This is a genomic window from Rhodoferax sp. P1_F3 (genome assembly GCF_056405715.1).
Genome location: NZ_JBFUBO010000001.1, coordinates 444,874 through 464,246 on the forward strand (window position 1 = coordinate 444,874; position 19,373 = coordinate 464,246).

At 63.0% G+C, this 19,373-nt stretch carries 21 protein-coding genes; 10 read left to right on the forward strand and 11 right to left on the reverse strand.

Features of this window, described 5'->3' with window-relative positions:
* The first annotated feature begins 2 nt into the window (after window positions 1-2).
* The 4 genes from AC1DZ5_RS02195 to AC1DZ5_RS02210 all read left to right on the forward strand — a co-directional run bounded on the left by AC1DZ5_RS02195 (window position 3) and on the right by AC1DZ5_RS02210 (window position 3,523).
* Window positions 3-593: a DUF4136 domain-containing protein gene (locus AC1DZ5_RS02195; protein ID WP_477885584.1), complete on the forward strand. Its 591-nt coding sequence runs from the start codon at window positions 3-5 to the stop codon at window positions 591-593.
* The gene (locus AC1DZ5_RS02200; RefSeq protein WP_477885586.1) at window positions 593-1,243 is read left to right on the forward strand and encodes a histidine phosphatase family protein; all 651 of its coding nucleotides are present in this window, start codon (window positions 593-595) and stop codon (window positions 1,241-1,243) included. Before AC1DZ5_RS02195 ends, AC1DZ5_RS02200 begins: the two co-directional genes overlap by 1 nt.
* A 14-nt stretch (window positions 1,244-1,257) precedes the next feature.
* Window positions 1,258-1,716: a hypothetical protein gene (locus tag AC1DZ5_RS02205; protein ID WP_477885588.1), complete on the forward strand. Its 459-nt coding sequence runs from the start codon at window positions 1,258-1,260 to the stop codon at window positions 1,714-1,716.
* Window positions 1,717-1,786: 70 nt separating this feature from the next.
* On the forward strand, window positions 1,787-3,523 hold the full coding sequence (locus AC1DZ5_RS02210; RefSeq protein ID WP_477885590.1) for a lysoplasmalogenase family protein: 1,737 nt from the start codon (window positions 1,787-1,789) through the stop codon (window positions 3,521-3,523).
* 9 nt (window positions 3,524-3,532) lie between these two features.
* Here AC1DZ5_RS02210 and AC1DZ5_RS02215 read toward each other — a convergent pair whose 3' ends face one another.
* Entirely contained in the window at window positions 3,533-4,774 is a 1,242-nt protein-coding gene (locus AC1DZ5_RS02215) for a trypsin-like peptidase domain-containing protein (RefSeq protein ID WP_477885592.1), read from the reverse strand.
* A gap of 83 nt (window positions 4,775-4,857) precedes the next feature.
* A complete protein-coding gene (gene ruvB / locus AC1DZ5_RS02220; protein WP_310344987.1) occupies window positions 4,858-5,925 on the reverse strand; it encodes a Holliday junction branch migration DNA helicase RuvB in 1,068 nt (355 codons plus the stop codon).
* A gap of 177 nt (window positions 5,926-6,102) precedes the next feature.
* Between ruvB and AC1DZ5_RS02225 the strand changes: the two genes are divergently transcribed.
* Window positions 6,103-7,107 (forward strand): carbonic anhydrase, encoded by a 1,005-nt coding sequence (locus AC1DZ5_RS02225; RefSeq protein ID WP_477885594.1) that lies wholly within the window; start codon window positions 6,103-6,105, stop codon window positions 7,105-7,107.
* Window positions 7,108-7,158: 51 nt separating this feature from the next.
* On the opposite strand, the gene ruvA is transcribed toward AC1DZ5_RS02225, so the two are convergent.
* On the reverse strand, window positions 7,159-7,731 hold the full coding sequence (ruvA, locus tag AC1DZ5_RS02230) for a Holliday junction branch migration protein RuvA (RefSeq protein ID WP_477885596.1): 573 nt from the start codon (window positions 7,729-7,731) through the stop codon (window positions 7,159-7,161).
* Window positions 7,732-7,840: 109 nt separating this feature from the next.
* Between ruvA and AC1DZ5_RS02235 the strand changes: the two genes are divergently transcribed.
* Complete coding sequence (locus tag AC1DZ5_RS02235; RefSeq protein ID WP_477885598.1) at window positions 7,841-8,854, forward strand: PhoH family protein; 1,014 nt, start codon at window positions 7,841-7,843, stop codon at window positions 8,852-8,854.
* The gene (gene ybeY, locus AC1DZ5_RS02240; RefSeq protein WP_477885786.1) at window positions 8,851-9,300 is read left to right on the forward strand and encodes an rRNA maturation RNase YbeY; all 450 of its coding nucleotides are present in this window, start codon (window positions 8,851-8,853) and stop codon (window positions 9,298-9,300) included. Before AC1DZ5_RS02235 ends, ybeY begins: the two co-directional genes overlap by 4 nt.
* 343 nt (window positions 9,301-9,643) lie before the next feature.
* On the opposite strand, the gene dtd is transcribed toward ybeY, so the two are convergent.
* Complete coding sequence (dtd, locus tag AC1DZ5_RS02245; protein WP_477885600.1) at window positions 9,644-10,108, reverse strand: D-aminoacyl-tRNA deacylase; 465 nt, start codon at window positions 10,106-10,108, stop codon at window positions 9,644-9,646.
* A gap of 8 nt (window positions 10,109-10,116) precedes the next feature.
* The gene (tyrS, locus tag AC1DZ5_RS02250; protein ID WP_477885602.1) at window positions 10,117-11,358 is read right to left on the reverse strand and encodes a tyrosine--tRNA ligase; all 1,242 of its coding nucleotides are present in this window, start codon (window positions 11,356-11,358) and stop codon (window positions 10,117-10,119) included.
* Between the two features lie 123 nt (window positions 11,359-11,481).
* On the opposite strand from tyrS, the gene AC1DZ5_RS02255 reads away from it, so the two are divergent.
* A complete protein-coding gene (locus AC1DZ5_RS02255) occupies window positions 11,482-12,849 on the forward strand; it encodes a peptidoglycan DD-metalloendopeptidase family protein (protein WP_477885604.1) in 1,368 nt (455 codons plus the stop codon).
* 16 nt (window positions 12,850-12,865) lie between these two features.
* Entirely contained in the window at window positions 12,866-13,981 is a 1,116-nt protein-coding gene (locus AC1DZ5_RS02260; RefSeq protein WP_477885606.1) for an anhydro-N-acetylmuramic acid kinase, read from the forward strand.
* A gap of 21 nt (window positions 13,982-14,002) precedes the next feature.
* On the opposite strand, the gene erpA is transcribed toward AC1DZ5_RS02260, so the two are convergent.
* The 6 genes from erpA to AC1DZ5_RS02290 form a co-directional block, all read right to left on the reverse strand.
* The gene (erpA, locus tag AC1DZ5_RS02265; protein ID WP_310344961.1) at window positions 14,003-14,368 is read right to left on the reverse strand and encodes an iron-sulfur cluster insertion protein ErpA; all 366 of its coding nucleotides are present in this window, start codon (window positions 14,366-14,368) and stop codon (window positions 14,003-14,005) included.
* A 61-nt stretch (window positions 14,369-14,429) separates the two neighbouring features.
* Window positions 14,430-14,825 (reverse strand): bactofilin family protein, encoded by a 396-nt coding sequence (locus AC1DZ5_RS02270; RefSeq protein WP_477885608.1) that lies wholly within the window; start codon window positions 14,823-14,825, stop codon window positions 14,430-14,432.
* An 18-nt stretch (window positions 14,826-14,843) separates the two neighbouring features.
* Window positions 14,844-15,524, reverse strand: coding sequence for a DUF6776 family protein (locus AC1DZ5_RS02275; RefSeq protein ID WP_477885610.1), 681 nt, complete (start codon window positions 15,522-15,524; stop codon window positions 14,844-14,846).
* 136 nt (window positions 15,525-15,660) lie between these two features.
* Entirely contained in the window at window positions 15,661-16,053 is a 393-nt protein-coding gene (rpsI, locus tag AC1DZ5_RS02280; RefSeq protein WP_094477218.1) for a 30S ribosomal protein S9, read from the reverse strand.
* Entirely contained in the window at window positions 16,050-16,520 is a 471-nt protein-coding gene (gene rplM, locus AC1DZ5_RS02285; RefSeq protein ID WP_310344953.1) for a 50S ribosomal protein L13, read from the reverse strand. The genes rpsI and rplM overlap by 4 nt, the downstream gene beginning before the upstream one ends.
* Window positions 16,521-16,686: 166 nt before the next feature.
* Window positions 16,687-18,369 (reverse strand): serine/threonine protein kinase, encoded by a 1,683-nt coding sequence (locus AC1DZ5_RS02290; RefSeq protein WP_477885613.1) that lies wholly within the window; start codon window positions 18,367-18,369, stop codon window positions 16,687-16,689.
* A 109-nt stretch (window positions 18,370-18,478) separates the two neighbouring features.
* On the opposite strand from AC1DZ5_RS02290, the gene AC1DZ5_RS02295 reads away from it, so the two are divergent.
* A complete protein-coding gene (locus tag AC1DZ5_RS02295; protein ID WP_310344949.1) occupies window positions 18,479-19,369 on the forward strand; it encodes a 23S rRNA (adenine(2030)-N(6))-methyltransferase RlmJ in 891 nt (296 codons plus the stop codon).
* The last annotated feature ends 4 nt before the right edge of the window (window positions 19,370-19,373 follow it).

A 19,373-nucleotide genomic window follows, 5' to 3' on the forward strand; every position in this document is an offset into this window, starting at 1 on the left:
CCATGCCCATGCTCGTTGCGCTCCGCCGCTGGGGACTCACCCTGGTCGCACTGCTCTTAGTGGGCTGCGCCACCTCGCGCATGATCGACAGCGATGTGCAAAGCTTTGTCGGCACCGCCCCTGCGGTCACCGGCGCCAGCTACCGGTTTGAACGCCTGCCGTCGCAGGCCGCCAATGGTGTGCAGGACCGCATTGAGGCGATGACCGAGGCGGCCTTGGCCAATGCCGGGCTACACCGCAGCGACACCGCCCCGCGCTACCTGGTGCAGGTGGGCGTGGATGCCGAGAGCATGCGCAACCCCTACGCACGTCCGCCGCGCTACGGCCTGGTGCTGGGCACCAATGGCCTGTGGTACGAACGCCCGCTGCTGGACATGGACCCGCCCTGGGTACGCCACCGCGTGCACCTGCTGCTGCGCGACACCGCCAGTGGCCAAGTGGCCTACGAAACCACCGCCGTGTTTGAAGGCCCCTGGGGCGACACGCTGAACCTGCTGCCTCCCATGCTGGAAGCAGCCCTTCAAAACTATCCCCAACCTGGTGCCCACAAAGTCGTGGTGGAGTTGCCAGCACCTGGCAAAGACAACCGCTGATGGCCGCCACCCGTATCACTGCCGTACGCCACGGCGAAACCGCCTGGAACGTAGACACCCGCATCCAGGGCCAGTTGGACATTGGGCTCAACGAACGCGGCCTATGGCAGGCCGAGCGCGTGGGTGCGGCGCTGGCGGAAGAAACCGTGGACTGCGTCTACAGCAGCGACCTGGCACGGGCCCACACCACCGCCCAGGCCATTGCGCGCCATGCCCACAACCCCCACGCGCGTGCAGTGCGGCTGCACCGCGGTTTGCGCGAACGCGGCTTTGGCAGCTTTGAGGGCCAGACCTGGGCCGACATCGCCGAAAAGTGGCCCGAAGAATCCAAGCGCTGGCGCCAGCGCGACCCCCACTTTGCGCCCCCTGGTGGCGAAACCCCGTTGCAGTTGCGTGAACGTGTGGCCCTGACCCTGAACGAGATTGCGCAGCAGCACCTGGGCGAGCACATTGTGCTGGTGGCCCACGGCGGCGTGATGGATATCCTTTACCGCCTGGCCACCCAGCAGGAGCTGCATGCCGCGCGCACCTGGGAACTGGGCAATGCCGCCATCAATCGCCTGCTGTGGACGCCCGACGCCCTGACGCTGGTGGGCTGGGCCGATACCCGGCACCTCGACGACAGCGCGCTGGACGAATCCACCACCTGACGCGAGACACCGATATGGGCCACTACATCTTGCATGCCAACTCGGTCCCCTGGCAGGACCAGTTGCTCTACGCGGGCCTCATCCTTGCGGCCCTCGTGGCGCTGTTTGGCCTGCTCTGGTGGCGCAAGCGCGCGAGCCGACCCGCCAAAGGCGACTTTGCGGCGCTGGCCACCCAGGCCAATGTGGCCGACGCCCTGGCCGCCCAAGACCGCAGCCCGCTGGCCGATGCGGCCGAGGCCTGGGAGCAGACCCAGCAGGCCGTGGCCACCGTGAAGACGGGCATAGAACGCGTCCTGGCCCTGGTCTTTGTGCTGCTCTCGGGCCTGGGCTTCCTCATCAGCCTCACGGCCGTATTGGGCGATGCGTTCCGCTTCCCGAATATTTCCTGGGGCTCGCTGCTGTTCTGGCTGGCGCTGGGTGCGCTCTGTGCCTGGTTTGCGCGGGTGCAGTGGCGCGATTTCCGCGCAAAGTAGTCAGCCCCCTCTACGCCGAACTAGGGTTGTCCCGCTCGGCACCAAGCGCTTGCTCGGCAAAAATGCGGGCATGAGCAAAGTTATCGTTTTAGCCACCCCCGTCTTCCTGCTGCTGATCGCTCTGGAATTTGCCTGGAGTCGCCGGGCCAACGCCCGCGTGCCCGGCGTGCGCGCCTACCGCCTGAACGACGCCATTAACAGCATCAGCCTGGGCATCCTGAGCCAAGTCAGCGGCGTGCTGACCAAGGTGCTCAGCATTGGCATTTACACCGCGGTGTTTGGTGCCGTGGCCCTCTACCCCGATCTGGAGTTCTGGAGGACCTGGTACGGCATCGTGCTGGCGCTGGTGTTTTACGACTTTTGCTACTACTGGCTGCACCGGGCTGGTCACGTGGTGGCGCTGTTTTGGGCGGCGCATGTGGTGCACCACCAAAGCCAGCACTACAACCTGTCCACCGCACTGCGCCAGACCAGCAGCGGCACGTTGTTCGGCTGGATCTTTTACCTGCCCATGGCGGTGGCCGGCGTACCGCCGCTGGTCTTTGGCATCGTCGCCCTCATCGACCTGCTCTACCAGTTCTGGGTGCACACCGAGCAAGTGGGCACGCTGGGCTGGTTTGACCGCGTGTTCTGCTCACCCAGCAACCACCGCGTGCACCACGCGGTGAACGACCCGTACATCGACAAAAACTACGGCGGTATTCTGGTGCTGTGGGACCGCTGGTTTGGCACCTTCACCGAAGAGAAGGAGCCCTGTGTCTATGGCACGCGCGGCCCGCTCAACAGCTGGGATCCGCTATGGGCCAATGCCGACGTCTACTGGGGCTTGGCCAAGGACAGCTGGGCCACGCGGCGCTGGGCCGACAAGCTACGCGTCTGGTTCAAGCCACCGGGCTGGCAACCGGCGGACCTGGCAGCCGCCCACCCCAAACCTGCGTTCACCCTGGACCAGGTGCACACCTACGACCCGCAGCTGACCCGAGGCCAGCAATGGTTTGCCGGCCTGCAGTTTGTGCTGGCGCTGGGTGCGGTGGCTGGCTACCTGTGGGTGGCCGACGGCCTGAGTTTTGCCGACGCGGCCGCGGGCTGCGTGGCCCTGTCAGCCGCCATGTGGGCGCTGGGCCGCTTCATGCAGCACCGCCTGGGCGCGCTGGAGGTGCTGGTGGTGGAGGCCGCAGCGCTGGCCACGCTGGGGGCCATGGGCCTGCTGCCCTACTACCTCGTCACCAAACCACTGGCGATGGTGCTTGCTATTGCTTTTGTAGCTGTTCGCGCATATTCCACGGGGGCTATCGGACTTTTTGGCATTAAACCGACGGCGCTGCTGATCGGTGCACTGGGGTTTTCACTGGTGGGCGATGTGTTCCTCATGCTGCCCGGAAACTATTTCATCCCCGGTCTGGCCTCGTTCCTGGTGGCGCATCTGTTCTACATCGCGCTGTTCCGCCAAGGGCAGGCCTGGTTCCCCAGCCGCACGGCGCTGGTCTATGTGCTGGCCTTTGGCGCGGTGATGTACGCCACGCTGTGGGGCAGCCTGGGCGACCCGGTGCTCAAAGGGGCGGTGGCGGCCTATGTGTTTGTGATCTCGCTGATGGCGGCGCAGGCCATTGGCCGCGCCACAGCGCAGAGTGACGCAGCCGCCCGCTGGGTGGCAGTGGGTGCCTGCGTGTTCATGCTGAGTGACTCGCTGATTGCAGTGAACAAATTCCTGACACCCGTGCCGCTGGCCTCGTTCTGGATTTTGCTGACTTACTACGCAGCCCAGTTGCTCATCGTGCACAACGTGCAGAGCCCGCAGCGCCACTAGGCGCCGCCTTCAGGGCTGCTCTGCCTTCTTGCGGGCCTCACTCTCGGCCTGCATCAGTTCACTGGCCATGCCCACGGGCACGCCCATGTTCGCTCCGCCAAAGCCCGCCAGAATCGCCCGGTTGATGGCCAGCACCTCGCCACGCAGGTTGAGCACCGGGCCGCCACTGCCACCAAACGTGGTCTGGGCGTCGTGCACCACCGCGGCGGCGCTGACCTGCGCCACGATGCCCCGGCTCACCAGCGGCTGGATCAACCCGGCCTGCGCCAATGCCTCCGCCGCTTTTTGGTCATTCATGTCGGCCTGCTGGCGCAAGCCAGACACAAAGCGCTTGTCGGCCCGTGCAATCAATGCCGTCAGCCCCGTGGGGTAGCCCAACACCAACACCGCGTCGCCGGGCGAAGGCGCCAGCCTGGCCATCGTCAGCGGCTCGGCCGTCAGGGCTGCACCACTGCCACGCAACAGCGCCAGGTCATGGGTGGTGCTCACCCCCGCTACCGACACGGCAAAGGGTTCCACCGTGCCGGGCAGGAAACCACGCAACTCCAACACCATGGGCCGCACGCCGAAGCTTTGCATGGCTTGCATCGCCACGCCCTGCTCCCAGGGCAAAGCGACATGGCGGTTGGTCACCAGCGTGCCCTGCGCGTCGACCACAAAGGCCGTTCCGGTGGAGCGGAACATATAGATAGGCCCCTGTCCGGACAAGGTGAGGCGGGGTTCGTTGTCAGCCCCCATTTGTGGTTTGCCCTTGACAAGTACCAGCCGCAAAGGCCGGCCGGTAGGCGGATCGATCAGCACATAGCGCGCCTGAATCAGTGCCACCGACTTGGCCACCCTGGACACCACGGGAGCCACTGAACCGGACTCCACCGCGCTGACGCGGGCCGCCGTGCCATCAAAGCCATGCCCCATGACACTGCGCAGTGACTCCACGTCATCATGGGTGGAGGCTTGCGCCCGCAGGGTCTGCAGGTTCTGGTCCAGGTCATTGACACGTGCTTGCGCCTGCGCCAGGCGTTCTGCAAGGTCTGCTGTGTACAGGCTTTGCACGCCCATGCCTGCCAACATAGCCGCCACACACAGAACCACCCACAGCACCCGTCGCAGGTGTCGGCGCGCCGAGCGGTCTGTGCGGGTGGACGCTCCAACGGGTCTGCGTACCAGTGGCCGGGCAAAGCTTGCCGGCGCAGACCACGGTCCGCGGGTGCGGGGCAGGAACAACTCCGTTGGGGTCGGCAGTGCGTCCATGGTCAACCTCCAGAGTGGATAGACCTGGGGCCATCGTGCGCCTGCGCAGTGGCGGAGTCAAGCGCCCGTTGCCGGGCGCAGCTTCAATCGCCCAGCAGGTCTACGGCCGGTGCAGCAGGCGCCGTCACCCCCAGATGCCGGTAGGCCGCCAGTGTGGCAATGCGCCCGCGCGGCGTGCGCTGCAAATAGCCTTGCTGGATCAGGTAGGGCTCGATCACGTCCTCAATGGTTTCGCGCTCTTCGCCAATGCTGGCCGCAATGTTGTCCAACCCCACGGGGCCGCCATCAAAGCGGTGAATCACGGCCTCCAGCAGCTTGCGGTCCATCAGGTCAAAGCCTTGCGGGTCCACGTCCAGCATGGCCAGTGCGCGGTTGGCAATGTCCAGCGTGATGGTGCCATCGCCCTTCACCTCCGCATAGTCACGCACGCGGCGCAGCAGGCGGTTGGCAATGCGCGGCGTGCCGCGCGAGCGGCGGGCGATTTCAAACCCACCCTCTTCTTCCATGGGAACGCCCAAGAGTCCTGCACTGCGTTTGACAATGCGCCCCAGCTCTTCGGAGCTGTAAAACTCCAGCCGCGCCACGATGCCAAAGCGGTCGCGCAGCGGGTTGGTCAGCATGCCGGCGCGCGTGGTGGCGCCCACCAGCGTGAAGGGCTGCAGGTCCAGCTTGATGGAGCGTGCTGCGGGACCTTCGCCGATCATGATGTCGATCTTGTAGTCCTCCAGCGCGGGGTACAAAATTTCTTCCACCACGGCCGACAGGCGATGGATTTCGTCAATGAACAAGACGTCATTTTTTTCCAGGTTGGTCAGCAGGGCTGCCAGGTCTTTGGGCTTTTCCAGCACCGGGCCGCTGGTCTGGCGCAGGTTCACACCCAGCTCATGGGCAATGATGTGCGACAGCGTGGTCTTGCCCAGGCCAGGCGGGCCGAACAGCAGCACGTGGTCCAGCGCCTCATTGCGTTTTTTGGCCGCACCGATGAAGATCTCCAACTGTTCGCGCACCTTGGCCTGGCCCACGTACTCGTCCAGCAGCTTGGGCCGCAGCGCGCGCTCGATCGCCTCTTCGCTGCTGGACACCGGCGCGGCAGACACCATGCGCGGCGCGGCAGGGGGTGGAACGGAAAAGTCGTCGGTCTGAATGCTCACGAAAGAGGCCTATCCATGCTGAAAATCACAAAACCCGGGGTGGGTGCCCACTATAGCGCGGCACCGTCCGCGCTCAAGAAGCACCGCCACTGTGCCGATATGCAGGATATCCCCTCCTTGTCTGGTGCGCCCGGGCCTGGATTTACGCTTCTGCACGACTGAAAGGCCGCGCCCGCCATGCCCATCCGCCTTCCAATTTCCCTGCTGCTGGCCCTGGCGCTGGGCTCCGCCACGGCGTGGGCCAACGACGCGGTGCCCCCCACCAAACCCGCCGTGGCCAAAAAGCCCGCCGCTGTCGATATTCAGGCCACCAGTGCCTCCAATGCCAAAGAGGTGGGTGACCAGCTGCGCGAAGCGCTGGGCGTGGCCCCCAAGAAGAAACTCACCATCACGGTCAGCGGTACGGGACCGGCGGGAGCCGCCTCTGCCAGCCGCCGCCCGCCCGCCCACGCCGCAGCCAGCCAGGTCGCCAAGACGGGTGCAGAGGCCCATGGCGGCGAGGTGCACTGGGCCTATGAGGGCGACGCAGGGCCGCAGGCCTGGGGCAAGCTCAAACCCGACTTCAACGTCTGCGCGCTGGGCAAACGCCAGTCCCCCATCAACATCGAAGACGGCAACACCCTGCAAGGCCCGGCAGAACCGCTGCTGTTCAACTACACGGCCAGCAATGGCACCGTGCTCAACAACGGCCACACCATCCAGGTGGATGTGCAAGGCGACAACACCATCACCGTGCGTGGCACGCGCTACAAGCTGCTGCAGTTCCACTTTCACACCCCATCCGAAGAGCAGGTGAACGGCAAACGTGCGGCCATGGTGGCGCACCTGGTGCACAAGAACGACGACGGTCAGTTGGCCGTCGTGGCGGTGCTGCTGGAGCCCGGTGTGGCCAACCCGCTGATCGACAAGGTGTGGACCTATATGCCGCTGGAGGTGAACGACCGTGTGCGCATGCCGCGCGAGCTGCTGAACCTCAACGAGCTGCTGCCCACCGACCAGCGCTACTACCAGTTCATGGGCTCCTTGACCACGCCACCCTGCACCGAGGGCGTGTTATGGACCGTGCTGAAGCAGCCCATGCAAATCAGCCGCGCGCAGTACAAGCTGTTCACTCAGCTCTACGCCGCCAATGCCCGCCCGGTGCAAGCACTCAACGGTCGGCCCGTGCGCGAGGCGCAATAGCTTGCTATTGATTTAGTAGCTTCTCGCGCAAATTCCACGCGGGCTAGCGGCCTATTTGGCCAATGACTTGAGCGCCAGCTTGATGCCATCGCTCACGCCCACATCCTTGGGCAGGGCCTTGAGGCAGGCCGCGGCCTCCTTGTCGCTGTAGCCCAGGGCCAGCAGCGCCTGCAGGATGTCGGCCTGCGCATCGCTGGCGGCGCCCAGTGGCGCGCCAATGTCCGCGCCCAGCTTGCCCTTGAGTTCCAGCAGCAAGCGCTCGGCGGTCTTCTTGCCAATGCCCGGCACCTTGACCAGGCGCCCGGCTTCCTGCAGCGTCACGGCCTGCGCCAGGTCCGCCACGTCCATGCCCGACAGTACGGACAGCGCCGTGCGCGGCCCGACACCAGAGATTTTGATGAGTTCGCGGAACGCCTCGCGCTCGCTGCTGCTGCCAAAGCCGTAGAGGATTTGCGCGTCTTCGCGCACCACAAAGTGGGTCAACAGGCTGACCTTCTGCCCCTCGGCCGGCAGGTTGTAAAACGTGCTCATGGGCACCTGCACCTCGTAGCCCACGCCGCCGCAGTCCACGATGACCTGCGGGGGATTTTTGTCGCTGAGGATGCCTGTGAGTTTGCCGATCATCGTCTTTTGCCTGGGGTTGTAACGCGGGGTGTGGCCTGTGGGCCGAACATTGGGGACAATGCAGGGTAACGCCAGCCTTGGCGCCCCTTAGCCCTGCCGGATTATCAGCTTGATTCTCAAACACATCTTCACCCCGCTGAACAACACACGCCTCTCGCACCTGTGCGGCCCGACCGACGAGCACCTGCGCACCATCGAGCGCGAACTGGAGGTGCGCATCGCCCACCGGCATGAGCAATTCAAGGTGGAAGGCGCCAAGGCCAAAGCCCAGCGCGCCATGGAGATGCTGCAGGCGCTGTACGAAATCGCTGGCCGCCCGATTGCTGCCTCCACCGTGCAGCTCATGCTCAGCGGCAACGGTGGCCCGGACGGTGCAGACGGCCCCACGCTGGCCACCCGCCGCGCCGACCTGAAGCCGCGCAGCCAGAACCAGGCCGTGTACCTGGACAACATCGCCGAGTTCGACATTACCTTTGGCATTGGCCCGGCTGGTACCGGCAAGACCTATCTGGCCGTGGCCGCCGCCGTGGACGCCTTGCAGCGCAGCGCGGTGCAACGCATTGTGCTAACGCGCCCCGCCGTGGAAGCGGGCGAACGCCTGGGCTTTTTGCCCGGCGATTTGAACCAGAAGGTGGACCCGTATCTGCGCCCGTTGTACGACGCGCTCTACGACCTGATGGGTTACGACCAAGTGCACAAGGCCTTCGAGCGGCAAGCACTGGAGATTGCGCCTCTGGCCTTCATGCGCGGGCGCACGCTGAACAATGCCTTTGTGATTCTGGACGAAGCGCAGAACACCACGCCCGAGCAGATGAAGATGTTCCTCACGCGCGTGGGCTTTGGCACCAAGACCGTCATCACCGGTGACGTGAGCCAGATTGACCTGCCCAAGACGCAGCTCAGCGGCTTGGTCGATGCCGAGCGCATCCTGCGCCGCACGCCCGGCATTGCCATTACCCGCCTGACCAGCGCCGACATCGTGCGCCACCCACTCGTGGCCCGCATTGTGGACGCTTACGACGCCGCGCGCCTGGAAGACTTGCCACGCATCGCTATCCCCGACCCTGAACCCGAACTACCGCGCGTGGGCCTGCCCAAAACCCGAACACCCAAGGCCCGCTGATGCTGCCCGAACTCTCTCTCTCCCTGCAATTCGGCAAGCTCAAAGATGCCGACAAGCACCGCGCCGCACTGCCGCGTCACAAGGTGATCCGCTGGATTCGCAACACGCTGGAAGTGAACGGGGAAATCACCGTGCGCATCGTCGATGCCGAGGAAGGCCAAACGCTGAACCGCGAGTACCGCCAGAAGGACTACGCCACCAATGTTCTGACCTTTGACTACACGCAAGACCCCGTGGTGAGCGCCGATCTGGTGCTGTGTGCACCGGTGATTGCCAAGGAAGCCAAGGAGCAGAAGAAGACGCTGGAGGCGCACTACGCGCACATGATCGTCCACGGCACCCTGCATGCGCAGGGGTGGGACCATGAGCTGGACGAGGACGCGGAGGTGATGGAACTGCGCGAGACGGAGATCATGGCGCGGTTGGGGTTTAAGAACCCCTATTGAGTTTTGGGTTGTTGCTCCAGAGCAGCCGCAGTGGGCGTTTTGCTCCGTGTCCCCCGGCCTTCGGCCTCCTCCTTGACCTACGCAAAACGCCCACTGCAACTACTCCTCCGAGTGTCTGCAACCTCGAAACGTCAAAGGTTAGGGCGTCGGCGTTCCAATGCGTCAAGCGAGGGGAAGGGGTAGGCGTTTTGCGTAGGTCAAGGAGGAGCCTGCGCAGCGGGCGGGGGACACGGAGCAAAACGCCTACCCCTTCCCCTCGCGGGCAAACACCACCCAACCTACAAGCCTTTTAACCCCCAAGCCCCCGTAAACATTGCGCAAGCAGCTACTAAATTAATAGCAATCAAACAACAGGCGCAACCCGCATGGGGATCGTCACCGGCCCATCATTGACCAGCTCCACCAGCATGTCCGCTGCAAAAATGCCGGTCTGCACAATAGGATGCGCCACCCGCGCCTGCGCCACCAAGTAGTCGTACAGGCGTCGTCCCTCCGCTGGGGCCGCTGCGTTGGTGAAACTAGGCCGGTTGCCGCCCGTGGTGTCCGCCGCTAGGGTGAACTGGCTCACCAGCAACAAACCACCCACCGTGCCCGCACCATCCAGGTCCGGCACGGCAAGGTTCATCTTGCCCGCGCTGTCACTGAAGATGCGCAGCTTCAGCAGCTTGGCCAGGAGCTTGTCCGCCTGCGCTTCGGTATCACCCTGTTCGGCACACACCAGCACCAGCAGACCGCGACCGATGGAGCCCACCACCGCATCATCCACCGTCACCTGGGCCCGCCGCACCCGTTGCACCAAAGCTAGCATCGGACGAATTAGGCGAGTGTCACGCGGGCAAACTTGCGCTTGCCCACCTGCAACACATAGGTACCAGCGCCCAGCTTCAGGCCCTTGTCGCTCACCACATTGCTGTCGATGCGCACACCACCGCCGTCAATCAGGCGGTTGGCTTCGCTGGTTGACGCTGCCAGCCGAGCCATCTTCAGCAGAACACCGATGCCCAATAGAGCCCCCTCGCCCAACTCCACGGACAGGTCATCAATTTGGTCCGGGATACCGCCCCTGCTGCGGTTGATGAAATCCTGCTCGGCCGCATCGGCCGCTGCCGCGCTGTGGAAGCGCGCAGTGATTTCCTTGGCCAAGGCCACCTTGGCGTCCTTGGGGTTGCGCCCGCCATCCACCTCGGCTTTCAGCGCCGCAATGGCGGCTTCACTCTGAAAACTCAACAGCGTGTACCACTTCCACATCAGCACGTCGGAGATCGACAGCACCTTGGCGAACATCGTGTTGGCGTCCTCGCTGATGCCGATGTAGTTGTTCTTGCTCTTGGACATCTTCTCCACGCCGTCCAGGCCTTCGAGCAAAGGCATGGTCAAGATGCACTGCGGCTCCTGGCCGTATTCGGCCTGCAGCGTGCGCCCCATCAGCAGGTTGAACTTTTGGTCGGTGCCGCCCAGCTCCAGGTCGCTCTTGAGCGCCACGCTGTCATAACCCTGCATCAGCGGGTACAGGAATTCGTGCACGGCGATGGGCGTGCCAGCCTTGAAGCGGTCATGGAAGTCATTGCGTTCCATCATCCTCGCCACGGTGTAGCGGCTGGCCAGCTGGATCATGCCGCGCGCGCCCAGCGGGTCGCTCCATTCGCTGTTGTAGCGCAGCTCGGTCTTGGTTGGGTCCAGTATCTTGTCAGCCTGGGCGCGGTAGGTCTCGGCATTCACCTTGATCTGCTCGGCCGTCAGCGGCGGGCGGGTGCTGTTGCGGCCGCTGGGGTCGCCAATCATGCTGGTGAAATCGCCGATCAAAAAGATGACCGTGTGGCCCAGATCTTGCAGTTGCCGCATCTTGTTCAGCACCACGGTGTGGCCAATGTGGATGTCCGGTGCGGTGGGGTCCAGGCCCAGCTTGATGCGCAGCGGCGTGCCGGTGGCCTCCGATTTGGCGAGTTTTTTCACCCACTCGTCTTGCGGCAGCAGTTCTTCCACGCCGCGCAGGGTCACCGCCAGGGCTTCGCGGACACGATCGCTTACAACAATTTGGGGGCTTGAGGCTTGATTCATAAGGGTTTTTTCTGGTTGCTGGAGGAGGTGCCGCCGCTATACTGCGGGCTCTCTCCTGCAACGTGTTCGTTGCCAGCGGCTGGATTTTAGTTCGTGCCGCACCACCCATCGGAGTCCCAGATTTTGAAACACGGATTGACCCAGGCCGTAGAGGCCTGCTTTGCGTACACACGTGACTTGGCCCAACGCCACCCCCAACGCATCTCCGCCGCCATCGCAGCCCTCCTCGTGGGTGGGACTGGTGGCGCCTTCGCCGTAGCGTCCTTTGCTCCCGATGCAGCGGATTTGCCCGTGCGCACCGTGGTCGAGGCCGTGCAGGCCCTGCCCGCAGCGCCACTGGACGTTGCCCTGCCTGACCAGACCATGCGGCTGTACCGGTCCGAAGTCACCCGCTCCACCGATACCGCCGACAGCCTGCTCAAGCGCCTGGGCGTGTTCGACCCCGCAGCCTCGGCCTTTTTGCGCGCCAACCCCCAGGTGCAGCAACAGTTACTGGGCCGCGCGGGCCGCAACGTGACCGCCGAAGTCAATGAATTGCAAGGCCTGACCTCCCTGACTGCACGGTGGAGCCCGCTGGACGATGGCACCTTCAAGCGCCTGAACGTGACCAAGGACAGCGTCGGCTTCAAGGCTCAGTTGGAGACCCTGCCGCTGGTGGCCACCACGCGCCTCGCCAGCGGCGTGATCCAGACCTCTTTGTTTGCCGCCACTGACGACGCCCACCTCCCCGACTCCATCGGCGTGCAGATGGCCGAAATCTTTTCCGGCGACATCGACTTCCACCGTGCCTTGCGCAAGGGCGACCGCTTTTCCGTGGTGTATGAAACGCTGGAAGGCGATGGCGAACCCCTGCGCTCCGGCCGCGTACTCAGCGCCGAGTTCGTGAACGCGGGCAAGGCCCACCAAGCCATGTGGTTCCGCGACCCCGCCGCCGTTGCAGGCGCGACCAAGGGCAGCTACTACACGCTCGCCGGTGAAAGCCTGCGCCGCGCCTTCCTGGCCTCGCCCCTGGAGTTCTCGCGCATCAGCAGCGGCTTCAGCATGCGCTTTCACCCGATTCTCCAAACCTGGAAAGCCCACCTGGGCGTGGACTACGCAGCCACCACCGGCACGCCCGTGCGCACCGTGGCCGATGGCGTGGTGGACTTCGCCGGTGTGCAAAACGGCTTTGGCAATGTGGTCATGGTCAAGCATCGCAACAACCAGACCACGGTGTATGCCCACCTGAGCCGAATCAATGTCAAAAAAGGCCAGAGCGTGTCGCAGGGCCAAAACATCGGCGCGGTGGGTTCCACCGGATGGGCCACGGGCCCGCACCTGCACTTTGAATTCCGCGTCAACGGCGTGCACCACGACCCGCTGACCATTGCACGCCAGAGCGAATCGGTGCCCGTCACCGCGGCACTCAAGCCCCAGTTCGACCAGGCGGCCATGGGCGTGCGCGCCCAGTTGGCCGCCGCAGCCCAGCTACGCCCCGGCAGCGCCGAATAATCGCACCGGCCGCACTGTGTCCGAACTGTTCATTGGCCTGATGTCCGGCACTTCGCTGGACGGTGTGGATGGCGTGCTGGCCGACTTTTCCCAAGGGCGTATGCGCGTGCTGCAACATTGCAGCGCACCGCTGCCAGCCCCATTGCGTGCAGAGCTACTGGCCCTGAATACGCCCTCCAACAACGAACTGCACCGCGCAGCCCTCGCTGGCAACGGTTTGGTGAGGGTGTATGCCGAAGTGGTCGCCAACTTGCTGCAGGGTGGCGATACGCCAAGGTCCTCAGTTAGAGCCATAGGCGCCCACGGACAAACCGTGCGGCACCGCCCGCAAGAGTTTGATGGCACGGGCTACACCCTGCAGCTGAACCAACCCGCCTTGCTGGCCGAACTCTGCGGCATCGACGTGGTCGCCGATTTTCGCAGCCGCGATGTGGCAGCCGGCGGTCAAGGCGCCCCGCTGGTTCCGCCCTTTCACCAAGCCTTCTTCGGGCAAGACGGTCGCGCAATGGCCGTGCTGAATATTGGCGGTATCTCCAATATCACGGTGCTGAATCATTCTGCGGATGCGCCCGTGCAGGGCTTTGACTGTGGTCCGGGCAATGCCTTGATGGACGGCTGGTGCCAAACCCATACCGGTCAGGCTTTTGACGATGCGGGCCGCTGGGCTGCCGGTGGTCAGGTGCATGCGGCTTTGTTGGTGCGTTTGCTCAATGAACCCTTCTTCGCGACCCCCCCACCCAAAAGCACGGGACGCGACCTGTTCAACGCCGCATGGCTGGCACGCTGTTTGTCAGAGGTGACCGGCGTATCACCGCAAGACGTGCAAGCCACATTGACAGAACTAACGGCCCGGTCGTGTGCAGAAGCCCTGCGCAAGGTCGCCCCGCACTGCAATACCCTGGTGGTCTGTGGTGGTGGTGCCTTCAATACCCATTTAATGCAAAGGTTGGCACACCATCTGCCGGGATGCGCAGTGGAATCCTCCGAAGCCCAGGGCTTGCCCCCCCTACAGGTGGAAGCCAGCGCCTTTGCCTGGCTGGCCCGCCAGACCTGCCTGCGCCAGACTAGCAGCCTGCCAAAAGTAACGGGCGCCCAAGGCGCCCGCATACTCGGTGCAATCTACCCCGCGTAAGTACGCAGGGCTTGCCGACCATCAGGTCGAGAACGACGAACCGCAGCCACAGGTAGACGTGGCATTGGGGTTCTTGATCACAAACTGCGCACCCTGCAGGTCTTCCTTGTAATCAATCTCCGCACCCATTAGGTACTGGTAGCTCATTGCGTCGATCAGCAAGGACACCCCGTTTTTGGTCATGGTGGTGTCGTCTTCGTTGGTGATTTCATCAAACGTGAAACCGTATTGGAAGCCAGAACAGCCGCCACCCTGCACGAACACGCGCAGTTTCAGGTCAGGATTGCCCTCTTCGGCGATCAAGTCCGCCACCTTGGCCGCCGCACTGTCGGTAAACAGGATAGGAGAAGGCATTTCGGTCTGGATGTTTTCGGCAACTGCGCTCATGGGGAACTCCGGTCGGTATCAGGATGCTGCAAATAGTACAGGAATTCGCTCGGGAATTCTTTTACAGGTTATTTGCCGCTAGTTTCAGTGTGGGTTTTTCTTCGGCGCCCAACAGTGGCCGCAATTGGCCAGAAATCAGGGCGCCCTGGTGCATTTCCAGGGCGGCATATTCCACATCGCCTTCAATGCGCGCCTTGGGCTGCAGCTCCAGCATGTGGCGGGCGTGAATAGGGCCCTTCACCGTACCATTGATGATGATGTGGTCCGCGGTAATTTCGCCGGTCACGCTGGCGGAATCGGAAATCACCAGAATGCTGGCCACGGTATCACTGGCCATCACATTGCCCACAATCACGCCATCGACCCGCAGGCCGTCCGAGAAGGCCATATTGCCGTCGATTTGCGTGCCTTCGGCGATCAGGCTTTTGATGGGGGGCTGCTTTTTCTTGTTGAACATGGTGAACCTCTGTAAACATTACAGCTTGAGGGTCTGGGTCGCCTTGACCGTAGAACCCTCAAGAACCCGCGCTGACACACTCTTAACAATCACCTGAGGAGGAAGCGCCAACTCGCCCTCCATGCGTCCGTATTGCTTGATCCGGATGGGGATAGCCCCTTCCGGCAAGGTTGCAAACCAGGGTTTGCCATTCACCGTGCCCGCAAAAGTTAACTCCAAACGACCTGTGAACTCTTGCGTATTGCGGCCCGGCTGCATGACCAGCGTCTGCCATTTTAACGTTCCAGGGGAACTCAGCTCCGCTTGCAGACCGCGAATCGCCAAACCTTCGACCGCACCCGCTGGAATCAACTTCTCAAAGAAGCCCAGGTCGTCATGCAAGCCCCGGTTTTCCGCTTCCAGCTGTTTGACCTGCGCCAGGAGTTTCTCGTGCGATGCCTTCTCGGCCGTGACCAAGGTGTCGGCGGTATTGGCAATGGACTGGGCCTGGTCGCGCTCGGTTTTGACATCTGTCAGTTCGGCGCGCAAGGTGGCCACGTCGGTGCGCAGTTGCATCAGCTCTTCCTTGGAGCCTTTGTCCAGCCCGGCAATGTCCTTGCCAAACTCGAAGGCCCACAGGCCGATGGCCGAGCAAAACCCCAGCACGATAGCCAGTATGGCCCACCGAAACGGCCACGGCAGTGCACTGCGTACCGCCATGCGCGGGGCACTGATGGTAAGGCGGCGGCGGAGCAGGCGGAATCTCATGGAGGGCGAAGTCTAGCAGCCCAAAAGACAACAGCCGCCAGAATTTGCACTCTGGCGGCTGTTGCTTTGCAACGCAATGTTGCGGCGATTAACGCTTGGAGAACTGCTTGCGACGGCGAGCGCCGTGGAAGCCGACCTTCTTACGTTCGACTTCACGCGCATCGCGTGTCACGAAGCCAGCTTGGCTCAAGACGGGCTTGAGTGTGGCGTCGTAGTCGATCAAAGCGCGGGTAATGCCGTGGCGGGTTGCACCAGCCTGACCAGACTCACCGCCACCAGCCACGTTGACCATGATGTCAAACGTTTCTGCGTGGTTGGTCAACAGCAGAGGCTGCTTGCAGATCATGATGGACGTTGCGCGACCGAAAAACTTTTCGATGGCCTTGCCGTTCACCACGATTTGGCCGGAGCCTTTTTTCAGAAACACGCGGGCGACGCTGGATTTGCGACGGCCGGTGCCATTGTTCCATTCACCGATCATTGGGCGGCCTCTCTCTTCACTGCATTGGCAGAAATACCAGCGATGTCCAGAACCTTGGGCTGCTGGGCGGTATGGGGATGCTCAGCACCACCGTACACCTTGAGCTTCTTGATCATGGCGTAGCCCAGGGGACCCTTGGGCAACATGCCCTTGACGGCTTTTTCCAAAGCGCGGCCGGGGTGCTTGGCTTGCATGTCGCGGAAGTTGGTGGCTGTAATGCCGCCGGGGTAACCGGAGTGGCGGTAGTACACCTTGTCCAGGGTCTTGGCCCCTGTGACGCGCAGCTGGGCTGCGTTGATGATGACGATGAAGTCACCGGTATCGACGTGAGGCGTGTAAATGGCCTTGTGTTTGCCGCGCAAACGGAGAGCAACTTCGCTGGCTACTCGTCCGAGGACCTTGTCGGTCGCGTCAATCACAAACCACTCGTGCACGACCTCAGCGGGTTTTGCGCTGAAAGTAGACATGAGATTTCTCTTTTAAAGGAGGGTTTGGCGGGCTCTTTTCCACGGTCGGCGTTCCTCTGATGGGAATCTCTTAGGTGGGGATACTTTGTGAAAAGCCTTCGCCGCGGAGCCACAAAAGCGCTGCGAAGCCCACGATTATACAAAAAGCCCTGCCAATCGGCAAATATCAGGGAAGAACTGCCCGGTTGTTCTGGCTCTCCCAGCGCTTGCGGTCGGCAATGCAAACCGGCAGCTGCGCGTGCTCTGGTTTTAGGCATTCCCGGTAGATGCACATGGTTTTGGTGAGGACCGTGGCATCGGGGCACAGCTCTACCGGCGCCACCTGAACCACCGGGGGTGCGGACGGGGCGGAGGGCTTGGGCTCTGCCCGGTTGGGCTTGACCACCATCGACTTGTCCGCGGCCACCCCTGCGACAGCAGTCGTTGCAGGTTTGGCCAAGACAACGGGCGCATTGCGAGGTGCGGGGGCGGAGGCCGCGACATTGGGTAACACTGCGGGCGCAGGCACTTCCGTTACGGGAACGATTTCCGCCGGTGTCACGGATTTTCCCGGCTCTACGACTGCTGCCTGCGGCGTCGATTTATGACCTATGCCTACCGTGAAAGCAGCTGCCAGCACCCCAACGACCAACGCCACAACGGCGGCAATCCACCACCCCGACGGGGCCGTCTTGCGTGGAGCGACGGCAGCCACTACATCGGGTTTGCGCTTGGCACGAGGAGGCACCCGTACCGTTTTGGCCGATGCCCGAGAGGTCTTGGACGTTACCGGCTGGGTGTGCTGCTGAGGTGCTGGCTGCGTGGTGAGTAAGGCGGTGGTCAACGGCACCGAAGCCACACCGCGCTCCTCCAGCGTGATGGAAGGCCCCAAACCCTGGCGCCAATCAAATCGCGCCATATCGGCTGGCACCTGCAGTGCCATTTCCTGTGCAAAGGCATCTACACTCTGGGGGCGTCCTCCTGGCTCTATGGTCAGGGCATGTGCCACGGTCTCTACAAACGCCAGCGAATACAGCTGGCCAAAATGCGTTTCTGCAGTCTTGGCGACCTGTGCAAAAGCGGGCATGCGGTCACGTACCACCCGGAAGGTAGCGGGCAGCGGTGGCTCATTGCACAGGCAGCCGTGCACCACGGCGGCTAGCGCGTAAAGATCGGTCCACGGCCCCTCGCGCAGGTCGTGCGCATCGGCGTACTGTTCGATGGGCGCGTAATTCACCTTCAGGATAGCCGTGTGTTTTTGGCTGGAATCCATCAGCGCACGGCGCGCAGCGCCGAGGTCCAGCAGCACCGGAGGGCCCAGGTTCTGCAGAAAGATGTTGTCTGGCGATACGTCGCGGTGCAGGGTGTCGTTGTCGTGCAGCACGCGCAGTGCCTCCAGAACCGACCACAGCACCTGGCGCAGCCATTCTTCCGAAGGCGGGCCGCTCATGCGGCGACGGGCTTCCTTGAGGGTGATGCCTTCATACAGCGGCATGGCCATGTAGGCCGTGTTGTTGGCTTCCCAAAAGCGGTACACCTTGACCAGCGAGGGGTGGTCAAAACGGGCGAGCAAGCGGGCCTCGGCGATGAAGGATTGCAAACCGGCCTGGAAGGGCTTGGCGTCGGCCGTAGAGCGGGCCGACACCAACAAGTCAGTGCCACGCCCTACCAATGCGGATGGCATGTACTCCTTGATAGCCACGGGGCGGTGTAGCGAATGGTCGTAGCCGCGGTACACCATGCCAAAGCCACCCACGCCAAGCAGCGCCTGCAGCTCAAACTCGCCCAGCATGGTGCCGGGCGGCAATGCGTCCATGTGGCCCAGGGGCAAAGCCGCAGGCTCGCTGGGCTGGGAGGTGGTATCACTCATGCTGTGGCAACAGTAGGAAAGAGCTCCAGGCTCTACACAATATTATTTTCAGGCCGCGCTTCCAACATCCCGCCCTGTGGCGGCTGGCCTTGCGTAGGTATCATAGGGGATGTTCAGTTACCGCCACGCCTTTCACGCCGGCAACCATGCCGACGTCCTCAAACACACCGTATTGCTGGCGGTGTTGCGTCACATGACGCAAAAAGATACCGCGCTCAACGTGTTCGACACCCATGCGGGTGCAGGCCTGTACCGGCTGGATGGCGATTTCGCCAAAACCAGCGAGGAAGCCGCCGAGGGCTTCCTGAAACTGGTTGCCACCAAGCCCGCAACGCCGTTTGCGCCCGCCCTGCAAGACTATGTGGACATGGTGGCAGGCTTCAACAGCACCAACCACTGGAGCGTGTATCCCGGCTCGCCATTCATCATCCAGAGCCTGCTGCGTGACCGCGACAAGCTCAAACTGTTCGAGCTGCACCCCACCGACACCAAAACCCTGATGGCGAACATCGCCCAGCTTGAAGCGGGCCGCCAGGTGGCCATCCTGCGCGAAGACGGGTTTGAAGGGCTGAAGAAGTTCTTGCCGCCGCCCTCACGCCGCGCGCTGGTGCTGTGCGACCCCAGCTACGAAGTCAAGAACGACTACGCCCGCGTTACCGCCATGGTGGCAGACGCCATGGTGCGCTTTGCCACCGGCACCTACGCCGTCTGGTACCCCATCATTCCGCGCCCCGAGGCACACGACTTACCCAAGAAGCTCAAGACCCTGGCCAACAAATCAGGTAAGTCTTGGCTGCACGCCACACTGACCGTGAAGTCCAGCAAGCTGCTGCAGGACGCCGAAGGCGAAGTGGTGCGCCCGGGTCTGCCAGCCAGTGGCATGTTCCTGATCAACCCACCTCACACGCTCAAAGCCGCGTTGAAAGACGCCTTGCCGCAGATGGTGGAATTGCTCAAACAAGACGCAAATGCCACGTCAACGCTGGAGTCGGGCGGCTAATACC

What these genes read in the sequence shown, in the direction of transcription:
- rpsI (WP_094477218.1), bottom strand. Translation starts at nt 16,053, where the DNA reads ATGATCGGTGAATGGAACAATGGCACCGGCCGTCGCAAATCCAGCGTC.
- AC1DZ5_RS02275 (WP_477885610.1), bottom strand. Translation starts at nt 15,524, where the DNA reads ATGGCGGTACGCAGTGCACTGCCGTGGCCGTTTCGGTGGGCCATACTG.
- erpA (WP_310344961.1), bottom strand. Translation starts at nt 14,368, where the DNA reads ATGAGCGCAGTTGCCGAAAACATCCAGACCGAAATGCCTTCTCCTATC.
- AC1DZ5_RS02205 (WP_477885588.1), top strand. Translation starts at nt 1,258, where the DNA reads ATGGGCCACTACATCTTGCATGCCAACTCGGTCCCCTGGCAGGACCAG.
- AC1DZ5_RS02210 (WP_477885590.1), top strand. Translation starts at nt 1,787, where the DNA reads ATGAGCAAAGTTATCGTTTTAGCCACCCCCGTCTTCCTGCTGCTGATC.
- rplM (WP_310344953.1), bottom strand. Translation starts at nt 16,520, where the DNA reads ATGTCTACTTTCAGCGCAAAACCCGCTGAGGTCGTGCACGAGTGGTTT.
- AC1DZ5_RS02215 (WP_477885592.1), bottom strand. Translation starts at nt 4,774, where the DNA reads ATGGACGCACTGCCGACCCCAACGGAGTTGTTCCTGCCCCGCACCCGC.
- AC1DZ5_RS02295 (WP_310344949.1), top strand. Translation starts at nt 18,479, where the DNA reads ATGTTCAGTTACCGCCACGCCTTTCACGCCGGCAACCATGCCGACGTC.
- dtd (WP_477885600.1), bottom strand. Translation starts at nt 10,108, where the DNA reads ATGCTAGCTTTGGTGCAACGGGTGCGGCGGGCCCAGGTGACGGTGGAT.
- tyrS (WP_477885602.1), bottom strand. Translation starts at nt 11,358, where the DNA reads ATGAATCAAGCCTCAAGCCCCCAAATTGTTGTAAGCGATCGTGTCCGC.
- AC1DZ5_RS02270 (WP_477885608.1), bottom strand. Translation starts at nt 14,825, where the DNA reads ATGTTCAACAAGAAAAAGCAGCCCCCCATCAAAAGCCTGATCGCCGAA.
- AC1DZ5_RS02200 (WP_477885586.1), top strand. Translation starts at nt 593, where the DNA reads ATGGCCGCCACCCGTATCACTGCCGTACGCCACGGCGAAACCGCCTGG.
- AC1DZ5_RS02290 (WP_477885613.1), bottom strand. Translation starts at nt 18,369, where the DNA reads ATGAGTGATACCACCTCCCAGCCCAGCGAGCCTGCGGCTTTGCCCCTG.
- AC1DZ5_RS02225 (WP_477885594.1), top strand. Translation starts at nt 6,103, where the DNA reads ATGCCCATCCGCCTTCCAATTTCCCTGCTGCTGGCCCTGGCGCTGGGC.
- ruvA (WP_477885596.1), bottom strand. Translation starts at nt 7,731, where the DNA reads ATGATCGGCAAACTCACAGGCATCCTCAGCGACAAAAATCCCCCGCAG.
- AC1DZ5_RS02195 (WP_477885584.1), top strand. Translation starts at nt 3, where the DNA reads ATGCCCATGCTCGTTGCGCTCCGCCGCTGGGGACTCACCCTGGTCGCA.